This is a genomic window from Capnocytophaga sp. oral taxon 412 str. F0487, from assembly GCF_000271925.1.
Taxonomy (GTDB): Bacteria; Bacteroidota; Bacteroidia; order Flavobacteriales; family Flavobacteriaceae; genus Capnocytophaga; species Capnocytophaga ochracea.
On sequence record NZ_AJZR01000055.1, the window covers coordinates 61,054 to 73,150 of the forward strand.

The 12,097-nt window shown below is 39.7% G+C and carries 9 protein-coding genes; all 9 read left to right on the top strand.

The genetic code is table 11. From position 1 onward, the window contains the following. Positions 1-43 precede the first annotated feature (43 nt). The 9 genes from HMPREF1321_RS09460 to HMPREF1321_RS09500 all read left to right on the top strand — a co-directional run bounded on the left by HMPREF1321_RS09460 (position 44) and on the right by HMPREF1321_RS09500 (position 11,975). Positions 44-1,168, top strand: a complete 1,125-nt coding sequence (locus HMPREF1321_RS09460; protein WP_034575990.1) for a DegT/DnrJ/EryC1/StrS family aminotransferase — start codon at positions 44-46, stop codon at positions 1,166-1,168. A 57-nt stretch (positions 1,169-1,225) separates the two neighbouring features. Further along, positions 1,226-2,812 carry a DNA methyltransferase gene (locus tag HMPREF1321_RS09465; RefSeq protein ID WP_009422404.1) on the top strand — a complete coding sequence of 529 codons (1,587 nt, stop codon included), beginning with the start codon at positions 1,226-1,228 and terminating at the stop codon, positions 2,810-2,812. Positions 2,813-2,820: 8 nt separating this feature from the next. Further along, positions 2,821-4,542 (top strand): AIPR family protein, encoded by a 1,722-nt coding sequence (locus HMPREF1321_RS09470; RefSeq protein WP_009422399.1) that lies wholly within the window; start codon positions 2,821-2,823, stop codon positions 4,540-4,542. Further along, positions 4,517-5,320 (top strand): TdeIII family type II restriction endonuclease, encoded by an 804-nt coding sequence (locus HMPREF1321_RS09475; protein ID WP_034575992.1) that lies wholly within the window; start codon positions 4,517-4,519, stop codon positions 5,318-5,320. Before HMPREF1321_RS09470 ends, HMPREF1321_RS09475 begins: the two co-directional genes overlap by 26 nt. After that, positions 5,320-6,288, top strand: a complete 969-nt coding sequence (locus HMPREF1321_RS09480) for a glycoside hydrolase family 130 protein (protein ID WP_009417204.1) — start codon at positions 5,320-5,322, stop codon at positions 6,286-6,288. Before HMPREF1321_RS09475 ends, HMPREF1321_RS09480 begins: the two co-directional genes overlap by 1 nt. A gap of 118 nt (positions 6,289-6,406) precedes the next feature. After that, a complete protein-coding gene (locus HMPREF1321_RS09485; protein WP_009422351.1) occupies positions 6,407-7,636 on the top strand; it encodes a 3-deoxy-D-manno-octulosonic acid transferase in 1,230 nt (409 codons plus the stop codon). Between the two features lie 802 nt (positions 7,637-8,438). Further along, positions 8,439-9,215, top strand: a complete 777-nt coding sequence (locus HMPREF1321_RS09490; protein ID WP_002674231.1) for an acid phosphatase — start codon at positions 8,439-8,441, stop codon at positions 9,213-9,215. A gap of 11 nt (positions 9,216-9,226) precedes the next feature. Further along, positions 9,227-10,441 (top strand): OprO/OprP family phosphate-selective porin, encoded by a 1,215-nt coding sequence (locus HMPREF1321_RS09495; RefSeq protein ID WP_009422377.1) that lies wholly within the window; start codon positions 9,227-9,229, stop codon positions 10,439-10,441. Positions 10,442-10,688: 247 nt separating this feature from the next. Next, positions 10,689-11,975 carry a histidine-type phosphatase gene (locus HMPREF1321_RS09500; protein WP_009422348.1) on the top strand — a complete coding sequence of 429 codons (1,287 nt, stop codon included), beginning with the start codon at positions 10,689-10,691 and terminating at the stop codon, positions 11,973-11,975. Positions 11,976-12,097 lie beyond the last annotated feature (122 nt).

Sequence of the window (12,097 nt, forward strand, 5' to 3'; positions counted from 1 at the left end):
AACTATTAAGGATTAAAAACGAACGATTAATAATATTCGACATATGAAAAAAATACAAATGGTTGACCTTCAAGGTCAGTACGAAAGAATTAAAAATGAAGTACAAGTTTCTTTTGAAGAAGTACTCAACACCACCGCTTTTATCAACGGTCCCCAAGTACAAGCCTTCCAAAAAGAATTGGAAAACTATATGGGGGTAAAACACGTCATCCCTTGCGCCAACGGTACTGATGCCCTGCAAATAGCAATGATGGGACTCGGACTCAAAGAAGGCGATGAAGTTATCACTGCCGATTTTACCTTCGCAGCAACCGTAGAAGTGATTGCCTTGCTAAAACTCACCCCCGTACTCGTAGATGTATATGATGATACTTTCAACATCAATATCGAGGCTATTGAAAAAGCGATTACTCCCCGCACAAAAGCAATTGTACCCGTGCATTTGTTCGGTCAGCCAGCCAATATGGAAGCTGTAATGGCTTTGGCTAAAAAACATAACCTCTTTGTGATTGAAGACAATGCGCAAGCCATTGGTGCTGATTATACTTTTGCCGATGGTCGCAAACAAAAAGTAGGAACTATCGGTCACGTGGGGGCAACTTCTTTCTTCCCTTCTAAGAACCTCGGTTGCTACGGCGACGGAGGGGCTATCTTCACTAACGACGACGACCTCGCTTACACCCTTCGCGGTATCGTAAATCACGGTATGTATGTGCGTTATCACCACGATGTAGTAGGGGTAAACTCTCGTCTCGACTCTTTACAAGCGGCTGTATTGCGCGCTAAACTCCCTCACCTAAACGATTATAATGCCCGTCGTCGTGAAGCCGCTCGCAAATATACCGAAGCGCTGAAAGGCAATCCTCATATCATCACTCCTGTAATCGCCAAAGGTAACGACCACGTGTTCCACCAATATACTCTCCGTATTACCAATGGCAAACGCGATGAACTCGCCAAAGTATTGGGTGAAAAAGGAGTGCCTTTTGGTATTTACTACCCTATACCATTGCACGCCCAAAAAGCCTATACCCGCAGCTCTTATAACGAAGCTGATTTTGGCGTTACCAATAAATTAGTACAAGAAGTCATCTCTCTGCCTATGCACACCGAGCTTGACGACGAGCAAATAGCGTTTATCACAGAATTGATAAAGAAAACAGTGTAGTTGTAGGTCGTAGTAGGACAGACAAAAAGACAGTAATATCCATCGGATTAGAAAAATATGCTAAATACAAATCAATACTTTACATTGCAACAAGCCTCATTGTGGGCAACGGAATATATGGGGAAGAATGTTACTTCCTCAAATATCTCCTATTTAGTACAGTATGGTAAAGTAAAGAAATTTGAAAACAATGGCATCACCCAAATCGCTAAAGAGGAACTTAAAGCCTATTACGATGCTTTGGGTGGAAATCGCGCCTCACAGTGGAAAGAGAAATTAGGCGATGACCTCAACTGGAGTCTGTCGTTTGAGCAGTATAAAGAAGCCGAAACTACCAAGCACGTACACCGCTTGCACCCTTATAAAGGTAAGTTTATTCCGCAGTTAGTAGAATACTTTTTAGATGGACATATTGATGCTTTCAAAAAAGAAGTATTCTTTAAAGCAGGTGATATAGTACTCGACCCTTTTTCAGGCAGTGGTACTACTATGGTGCAAGCCTCAGAATTAGGAATGCACGCTATAGGGATAGACGTATCAGCTTTCAATGCGCTCATAGGCAATGCTAAGGTAGGACATTACGATTTGGTAGATGTGTATAACGAAACGCACCGCATTACCCAAGCCTTAAAGGAGTTTTTAGCAGAAAAACACATACTTGCTTTTGATGCTGAACTTACGGAAGCGCTCAATAATTTCAATAAGGAGTACTTCCCTGTACCCGACTATAAATATCGCCTACAGCGTAAAGAGATAGACGGCAAAGTATACGGAGCAGAGAAAGAACAACAGTTTTTGCCTATTTATCAGGCACTTGTAGAAAAGTATCACATTCAGCTGAAACAAGCTAAAGCTGACACTTTCTTAGACAAGTGGTATATACAGCACGTGCGCGAGGAAATAGATTTTGTGTTTAAGCTTATTAAACAGATAGCTAATCCCACTACCAAGCGTATTGTTACCCTCATATTGAGCCGAACCATTCGCAGTTGTCGTGCCACCACTCACGCTGATTTAGCCACGCTAATAGAGCCAATAACTACCACCTACTATTGTGCTAAACACGGCAAGGTATGCAAACCTCTTTTTTCTATATTGAAATGGTGGGAAACCTATACTAAAGACACTATCAAGCGTTTGCAACAATTTAAAGAATTGCGTACTAATACTTACCAGAAGTGTTTGCAAGGTGATAGTCGTACCATTGACATTTTTGAGGCATTAGAGCATAAGGACCCTGAGTTTGCTGCTTTGGCAAGAAAGCAGCAAATAAAAGGGATTTTCTCATCACCTCCTTATGTAGGTCTGATTGATTATCACGAGCAACACGCATACGCTTATGACCTTTTTGGTTTTGAGCGCAATGACGATAAAGAGATAGGACCCCTTTACAAAGGACAAGGGCAGGAAGCCAAACGTATGTATGTAGCGGGTATTGCTGAGGTACTTACCAATAGCAAACGCTTTTTAGCTGATGATTACGATGTATTTTTGGTAGCCAACGACAAATATGGCTTATATCCCGAAATAGCTGAGCGAGCAGGAATGTGCATTGTAAACCAATACAAACGCCCTGTACTGAATCGTACCGAGAAAGATAAAAACGCGTATGCTGAGATTATATTTCATTTGAAAGAAAAATAGAAATAGTTATGGAACAAAATTTTGACATTGGATTAAATGCAAAAATAAATGAGTTTGCAAAAAAATTTAATATAGATAGGGAAAAAATCAAAGATGACGATATCTTTGAAGATTTTGCAAACTATACCATTGCTTCTACTTTATTGGAAGAAGAGGTAGAGAATGTTAAGTCTGTCTCAACAAATAAGGCACAAGGAATTGATGGTATAGCAATCATTATTAATGATAAATTAATCTCTGAAGAGTCTGATTTAGCAAAATTTGGAGAATCTGAAAAATTAAAAATAAGAATAGGATTCATACAGTCAACTATAAAAGGGAGTTTTGATGAACAGAAATTACGATCTTTTACAGATGAAGTTGTTAATTTTCTTGTAGGAGACATTAGAATTGAACCGTTTTGTAGTATTTATAATAAATTACTTGATCAAGAAGGTGATTATATTAAGAAGAGAATTATTGAAACTCCTCGTATCTCATTGTTTTTCCTATCAGCAAAAACATCACATAATATACAAGAGGAAAAAATTAATATTGAAAAAGCAAAAATTACTTCAAGAAGTGAACTTAAAAATAAATGTCATTTAGATAATTTTTGTATTTATCAAAAAGAGGAAATAAAGAATGAGTATGATAAAATATCTAAGTTTCATACTTCAGAAATAACATTTGAAAAAAATGTTACATTATCTTCTGTAGATAAAGTAAAATTAAGTCTTTTAACTATTATAAAATTTTCAGAATTGAAGAAGTTAATTCTTACTCCTGAGGGTAATCTGAAAGAACGATTGTTTGTTGAAAATGTGAGAAGTTATATTGGTTCAACAAATGTAAATTTAGATATTAGAAATACTTTAAACACAGATTCACAGAAACAGTATTTTCCTTTTTTTAATAATGGGTTAGTTATTATTTGTGATGAAATAGAGAGACATCGTTTTATCGAAAATAGTTTTAAATTGACCTTTCCAAGAATTATCAATGGATGTCAAACAACTAATGAATTGTTCAAGAAATATAAAAAATCAAATGATATTGATTCAGTAGAAATAGTAGCTAAAGTAATATCTACAAAAGACAATGAAATAAAGAAAAGAATTATTTATTCTGCAAACAATCAAAATTCCATTAGTAAAGACTTACAATCTTTAAATGAATTTCATGAAAAAATAGAGAATTATTTCTTAGGAAAAGACTCTTCTAACTATCATCTATATTTTGAGAGACTAAGAGGGCAGCATTCAAATGTTACACCTCCGTACAGTAAAATAAATATAGAAACATTAGCAAGAGTATTTATTTCTGTTTTTTTAAAAATACCTCATGAGATGAAAAGTAGTGCTCTTGCTATAATAGAAAATTATCAAGAGAAAAAATTGGTATTTGATTCTGCAAATCATAGCCCTAATCAATATTATTATTGTGGAGTTTTGTGGTATTGGTTTAATTATCTCTTGCTTAATGAAAAGTTTACTTTGAGATCAAAGACAATGGATATGCATGTTTTAATGGCTTCTGATATTTTTTTAGAAAAAAAGCAAATCAACTCTATTGAAAATAAAATTAGCTTTTTAGATAATGAAAATAATGCTACGAGTTTAATTTTAAACACTGTAAATGTTCTCAATAATCAAAAATATCTATTTGAAAGAAGGGGATTATATTCAAATCCTAAAACACAAAAACTTATAACATTTTTAACAAATGCTAACCCCACAACAAATAACTAATGTAGAAAACACGCTTAGGCATAGTCTTAGAACAAAGTTTCAGCACTATAACCCTGAACCCGCGGTGATGCCTTTCCATACACGCTTATTAGGTAAAGATCGTATGGCACTGTTTTCGTTTATTCATTCTTTGAACACTAATTTTGGTACGAGCATTTTTGAGCCTGTAGCTAAATCATTAGCTGAATCTCGGTTTAAGGTTGCTAAACTACAAGCGGTAGCAGGTGATAAGATAAGTGAAAAAGCACAACGTGTTATTCAGGATATTATGGACAATCTTACCGTAAATGGCAACCCTAATAAGGAAGCAGAAATAGAAGCTATTAGGGCTGTGTGTCAGGAAGGAAAGATGAACATCGTAAAGCCTACCAAAGTAGATGTGTGGTTAGAAAGTCATTCAGATGAACTTTTCTTGTTTGACATTAAAACAGCTAAACCTAACAAAGGGGGCTTTAAAGAGTTTAAACGTACTCTATTAGAGTGGGTAGGCTGTGTATTAGCTGAAAACCCTAACAGAAAAATACATACCCTTATTGCCATACCTTACAATCCTTATGATCCTAAACCCTATTCACGCTGGACAATGGCGGGAATGTTAGATTTAGATAACGAGCTAAAAGTAGCCCAAGAGTTTTGGGATTTTCTCGCAGGTGAGAATGCCTATCAGGATTTGTTAGATTGCTTTGAGCGTGTAGGTATAGAACTACACGATGAAATAGATGAATACTTTAAAAAGTTTAATAACCTAAACAATAACAAATTACTAAAACAAAAATAATGAGTCAAAAAATTCCTTGGCAAGAACGCCCTGCGGGTTGTACCGATGTAATGTGGCGTTATTCTGAAAACCCTATTATCGGTAGGTATGATATCCCTACCTCTAACAGTATTTTTAACTCGGCTGTTGTGCCTTTTGGCGACGGCTATGCAGGGGTTTTCCGTTGCGACAACAAAGCAGTGCAAATGAACATCTTCGCTGGATTCAGTAAAGATGCTATTCACTGGGAAATCAACCACGAACCTATCGTGATGAAAGGTGGTAATACTGATTTCCTTCATTCTGAGTATAAGTACGACCCTCGCGTAACGTTTATCGAAGACCGCTATTGGGTAACTTGGTGTAATGGCTATTGTGGTCCTACTATCGGGATTGCCTATACTTTTGATTTCAAAGAGTTTTTCCAATGCGAGAATGCCTTTTTGCCTTTCAACCGCAACGGAGTGCTCTTCCCAGAGAAAATCAACGGTAAATACGCAATGCTTAGCCGCCCAAGTGATAACGGACATACACCTTTCGGTGATATCTTCATCAGCTATAGCCCCGATATGAAATACTGGGGTGAACACCGCTGTGTGATGAAAGTAACGCCTTTTATAGATAGTGCTTGGCAATGTACCAAAATAGGAGCAGGAGCTGTGCCTATCAAAACCAAAGACGGATGGCTATTGTTCTATCACGGTGTAATCAACACTTGCAACGGTTTCCGCTACTCTATGGGGGCTGCATTGTTAGACCTCAACAATCCAAGCAAGGTAATAGCTCGTACACAGCCTTACCTCTTGGCGCCTGCCACTCTCTACGAAACTACCGGCGATGTGCCTAATGTAGTATTCCCTTGTGCTGCCTTGCATTCTATCGAAGAAGACAAAGTAGCAGTGTACTACGGTGCTGCCGATACAGTAGTGGGCGTTGCCTTCGGACGTATTTCCGAAATCGTAAAATTCACTAAAGAAAACTCATTGTAAACAGATAAATCTAACAAGTGAAAAAGCGCAAGCCGTCGGCTTGCGCTTTTTTTATTGCCCCTTTTTTACTACCTTTGCGCCTTGTATCGTCATTTGTCATTCGTAATTCATCATTAAAATGTACACATTCTCTCTTTATATCATCAAGGCAGTCCTCCCTCTCATTGCCCTATTCAACAAAAAGATACACCTTTTTGTAAGCGGACGTAAAACCGTATGGACTACCCTTACCGCCAAACTCGACCCTCATACCCGCTATGTGTGGATACATACCGCTTCTCTCGGCGAGTTCGAACAAGGCTTGCCCGTTGTCAAATCCTTGAAAAAACAGGGCTATAAGATACTCATTACCTTCTTTTCTCCCTCAGGCTACGAGGTGCGCAAAAACACCCCCGATGCCGATATAGTGGTCTATCTTCCTCTTGATACACCTGCTAATGCTCGCAAGTTCGTGCAAATGGTAAATCCTGCAATGGCTATTTTTGTGAAATACGAGTTTTGGGTCAATTACCTTACCGAGCTCAAAAAAGCACAAGTACCCACTTATTTGCTCTCCGGTATTTTTCGCAAAAATCAAATCTTCTTCAAGCCTTACGGCGGAATGATGCGCCGAGCCCTGCATTGCTTTACTCATTTTTTTGTGCAGAACGAGCTTTCTCAGCAACTACTTAAAAACTTAGGCTTCAATAATGTAACCGTCAGTGGCGATACCCGCTTCGACCGTGTAGCCGAAATATTGGAACGAGACAACCATTTAGATTTTGTAGAGCAGTTCAAAGGAAACAATCTATGTGTGGTCTTCGGTAGTTCGTGGGTTACCGACGAAGACATTTACTTGCAATATGTCAACACTTGCACTGCCCCAGTGAAGTTCATCATTGCCCCTCATAATATTCACCCTACCGATATCGCAGAACTCAAACACAACCAGCAGAAGTTAAACCGTAAAGTTGCCCTATTCTCCGAGAAAGACTCTCTCAACCTTTCTGATTACGACGTACTCATCATCGATACCATAGGCATTCTCACCAAAGTGTACAGCTATGCCGATATAGCCTATGTAGGAGGCGGAATGGGCACTACGGGCTTACACAATGTCTTAGAGCCCGCCGTATTTGGGGTACCTGTAATCATCGGTAAGAATTATGAAAAGTTCAATGAAGCAAAGGAGTTAGTCACCTTAGGAGGCGTTCTCTCCGTAAGCAGTAAAGAAGAATTCGCCCAGGTGATGAATAACCTTGTTGCTTCACCCGAAAAGCGCATCGCCATAGGCAATATCAATCGCCAATATATAAACGAAAAACAAGGCGCTACTAAGACTTTTTTACAAGCAATAACTTCGCTTTAACCTCGCCTTACCGCCTTTTTACCTTCGCTTTTCCGTCACCACATTCCCCCTATTACCTCCGTCATTCGTCATTCGTTCCTCGTCATTCCTTCCCTTTTCCGTCATACTCCCCCCCTATTGCCTATGGCCTAAGGCCTAGTGCCTTTTCTCTTTCTTTCGCCTCGAAACCCCGATTTTAACATTTTTTGCACCGTTGTATTATGCTATGAGTCAATCACTTATATACCCTTTCTATACCAATCGTCCAAGATTCGTATAAGCTTCCTATAAGCTCTCTATAAGCTACCCCCACCCTCCTTACACCCTTTTTTCACCAAATTTTCTCTTAGCTCACTTCCGTTCTTTTCCGATATCTTTTGAAAGCTCCTAACAGTCTCAACACGTCCCTTTTTCATATCAAACTTTGCCCAAGTTAATTGCCCGTCGTGCTACGACTGCCTGTGCGGCTCGCACCTTTGGCAAAGTTGAATAAACTAACAATCCCTCCGCTGGTTTACAAGGCGTAGCCTTGATTTTGTTTAAATTTTGTTTGATTTCTGAGGTACAGCCTCATTCCTCTAATACAACTTCACATCCCATTTTCTAATTTTCTCATTCTCTCATTTCTCCCCCGCCTGTGCGGCTCGCACCTCGTACCTAAAAACCACAAAATCACCATATTTGTTTTTATTTCTTTCTTTTTTAGTAAATATTTTTTTGAAATAATTTGCACATTTATTCTTTTCTTTCTACATTTGTAGTGTCTTTTAAAACCTAAATACCTTCCAAAAGAGAATACAATAAATTTTAACTGTATAATAAGATGAGAAAAACATTATTATTCGTAGCCTTGCTATCGGTGATGGCAACTACATTCGCACAAGAGAAAATCAAAGACGTAAGAACCAAACCCGACCTCTACTTCTTGCAAATCGGTGAGGTGGCAAACAGTCTTGAACTCTTACCTCCTCCTCCTCAACCAGGTAGTATCCTCTTCCTTAACGACGAAGCCCAATACCAATGGGGCTTAATGCAACGCCGTACCCCTCGTGGTGAGCAAGCTGTATCCGATGCTCGCGTAGAGGGTCCTGGTGTACCTAATGCTTTTTCCGAAGCTTTTGGCATCAAGATTTCTAAGGAAACTACTCCCGAAATCTTCAAACTCGTAGTAAATATGCGTGAAGATGCAGGCGACCTCGCTACTCGTGCCGCCAAAGAACACTATATGCGCGTGCGTCCGTTTGCTTTCTACGAAAAGACCACTTGCAATCCCGAACAACAAAAAGAACTCTCTACTAATGGTTCTTATCCCTCTGGTCACACCGCTATCGGGTGGGCTACCGCTTTGGTGCTTGCCGAAATCAATGTCGATAGACAAAACGAAATTCTCAAACGCGGATATGAAATGGGACAAAGTCGCGTGATTTGTGGTTACCATTTCCAAAGTGATGTAGATGCTGCTCGTCTCGTAGCAAGTGCCGTAGTAGCGCGCCTCCACGCCAATGATGCCTTTATGAAACAACTCGAAAAAGCTAAAAAAGAGTTTGAAGGACTTGTAAAAAAAGGCAAAGTAAAGAAAAGTGAACGTATGACTAAATAAAATTTAAAACTATGAAAAAGATATATTTTATGATGTTCAGCCTAATGGCTGTGGGCTATACCTATGCCCAAGAAGAACCAACCACCGTTACCGATACCACCGAACCTATGCCTGCTACACCTGTACAGGAGGCTCCTAAACCCGAAGAAAAGTTAGAAGTAAAACCCGGAGGACGTATTTTATTGGACGCTGGTTATTTCAATGCCAATGAGCAAAAAGATAAGTTTGTAAGTGGGGTAGCTATCCCCGATGTGCGTATGGGCTTAGGCGTACGCTATGGTAATTGGAAAGGAAAAGTAGATATCGGCTTTGCTTATGGCAAAGTTTCTCCTAAGGATATCTTTATCGAATACGGTTTCAGTAAGCACACGCTCTTGCGAGGAGGTTATTTCGTACACCAATTCGGTATGCAAAGTGCCACCAGCTCTTCTTTCAAAATATCGATGGAAGAACCTCAAAGTAACGAGGCTTTCTTCAACTCTCGTCTCATCGGTTTGATGCTCTTACACCAAAAAGATGACTTTATGGGTACTTTAAGCCTCTTTGCCGAAGGTGAAACGATGAAGAAAAGTTCTGATGCTACAGGCGACCAAGGTATGGGTATGATGAGCCGTTTGCTCTATCGCCCACAACGTGAAGAAGGCAAGATTTTTCACGTAGGACTCTCAGGTGCTTTCGAAACACCTCGTTATAACGAAACACCAGCACTTAACCACAACTCTTATGTGCTCAAAACACCTTTCCCTACTCGTATCGCTAAGGTAACCGCACAACAAGCAACTATTGATAACGCTACTTTCCTTTATAAATTCTCCCCCGAATTGCTCTTTGCGCGTGGTCGTTTAGGGTTAGAAGCCCAATATTACTATGTGAATGTAAATCGTAAGAGTGGTTTCGATAATTTCAAAGCAAGTGGTGCTTATGGTATGTTCCGTGCTATCGTAAAAGGAAACCCTTACGAATATACTGACATCGATGGAGGTATCGCTACCCCCAGACCTGGTGCTATGGAACTCGTTGCCGGTTATAACTATACCGACTTATCCGACCCTAAAGCGGGTATCTTAGGAGGTCGCCTCAACGATTATTCACTTACATTCAACTATTATATCAATAAGTATATGATTTGGCGTGTACGTGCTTCCTACACCGGTGTTACTTACCGTGAAAGCATTCCCGACACCAATTTAAGTCTTATCGAAACTCGTTTGCAAATCAAGTTCTAAGTGCGAGCCGCACAGGCAATTGTAAAAGGACTGTTTGAAAAGTTTTTATAGAGGTATAATTGTGGATTGTCCCCCTTTTGGAGGGGGAACGGGGGAGGTTTATTATCATATAGTTATAAAAGACCTCCCACCATATAGCAGTCACAAACTTTGCCAAAGCTCGTAGCACAAGTTGCAATTAAAACTTTGCCAAAGTTTCAAACTTTGGCAAAGTTGAACCTAACAAATTTTCTAATTAAAACGCAGTATGAAAATAAGAATCATAACTCTACAAGCATTACTACTCCTCTTGTGTCCGCTCTTAGCGATGGCACAACTCAACCGCTCCGAAAGCTTCAAAAGCCAATACAAGCTCAAAGAAGTGGTCATTCTCAGCCGTCATAACATTCGCTCCTCTTTATCAGTGAACGGGAGTACTTTGCAAAAAATGACGCCTCACGAGTGGATAAAATGGAGCGCTGCCCCCAGTGAACTTACCCTTCGTGGGGGAGCACTCGAAACCATTATGGGTCAGTTTTTCCGCAAATGGACAGTAGCCGAAGGACTTTTTACTGAAAATGCAGTTCCCTCTGTTGATGAAGTGAATTTCTATGCTAATAGTATGCAACGCACCATTGCGACGGCACAATATTTCTCCTCAGGATTTATGCCCGTAGCCAATTTGCATATCAACCACCGCTTTACCCCCAGCAAAATGGACCCTGTGTTCTTCCCTGCGCTTACTAAAAGTAGCCCTGCTTTCAAAGCACAAGCAATGAAAGAAATTGCTGCTATGGGAGGTAAAAAAGGTATTGTGGGCATCAACGAGGGATTGAAAGACTCTTACCAACTCTTGGAAAAAGTACTCGATTTGAAGAACTCACCCGCTTGTAAATCCGGTGAAGTGTGTGCTTTCAACGATTACAACACCCAGTTGAAACTCGAAAAAGGTGATGAACCTAATATGAAAGGTTCGTTGAAGTTAGCTAACTCCGCTTCCGATGCTTTTATTTTGCAATATTATGAAGATAAAGACCCTGTGCAAGCAGCTTTTGGCAACAACCTCACCACCTCCGATTGGGAGAAAATCGCTAAGGTAAAAGATGTCTATGGCGATGTGCTTTTCACCGCTCCTATCGTAGCCGTGAACGTAGCACACCCACTATTGGTGTATATGAAAGACGAGCTCAACGCCAAAAACCGCAAGTTCACATTCCTTTGTGGTCACGATTCTAACATTGCCAGCGTGAATGCCGCTTTGGAAGTAGAAGAATACAGCTTGCCAAAATCTATTGAGAAGAAAACTCCAATAGGCAGCAAACTCGTGTTTGAAAAATGGGTAGACAACAGCGGTAAAGAGTTTGTATCGGTAAACATTGTATACCAAACCACCGAACAATTGCGTGGAATGGAACTATTGGATATGCAAAATCCACCAGTAGTATTTCCTCTAAAACTCAAAGGAGTGAAAGCCAATGCCGATGGTCTCTACACTTTAGAAAGTGTAAACGACCGCTTCGACAAAGCAATTCGTGCTTACGAAGCTATCAAATAGTATAGTATATCTATTGAAACAATAAAAAAGCTGTCCCATCTCAGGATAGCTTTTTTATTGTTTAACATATCTCTGTAAGCTCTCATTAGCTTTAGTGCGATACTTCTTTAGGTAGCAAAGCT

Coding starts and splice junctions, on each gene's coding strand:
- HMPREF1321_RS09475 (WP_034575992.1), top strand. CDS start 4,517: ATGCTAACCCCACAACAAATAACTAATGTAGAAAACACGCTTAGGCAT.
- HMPREF1321_RS09500 (WP_009422348.1), top strand. CDS start 10,689: ATGAAAATAAGAATCATAACTCTACAAGCATTACTACTCCTCTTGTGT.
- HMPREF1321_RS09465 (WP_009422404.1), top strand. CDS start 1,226: ATGCTAAATACAAATCAATACTTTACATTGCAACAAGCCTCATTGTGG.
- HMPREF1321_RS09495 (WP_009422377.1), top strand. CDS start 9,227: ATGAAAAAGATATATTTTATGATGTTCAGCCTAATGGCTGTGGGCTAT.
- HMPREF1321_RS09480 (WP_009417204.1), top strand. CDS start 5,320: ATGAGTCAAAAAATTCCTTGGCAAGAACGCCCTGCGGGTTGTACCGAT.
- HMPREF1321_RS09485 (WP_009422351.1), top strand. CDS start 6,407: ATGTACACATTCTCTCTTTATATCATCAAGGCAGTCCTCCCTCTCATT.
- HMPREF1321_RS09470 (WP_009422399.1), top strand. CDS start 2,821: ATGGAACAAAATTTTGACATTGGATTAAATGCAAAAATAAATGAGTTT.
- HMPREF1321_RS09490 (WP_002674231.1), top strand. CDS start 8,439: ATGAGAAAAACATTATTATTCGTAGCCTTGCTATCGGTGATGGCAACT.
- HMPREF1321_RS09460 (WP_034575990.1), top strand. CDS start 44: ATGAAAAAAATACAAATGGTTGACCTTCAAGGTCAGTACGAAAGAATT.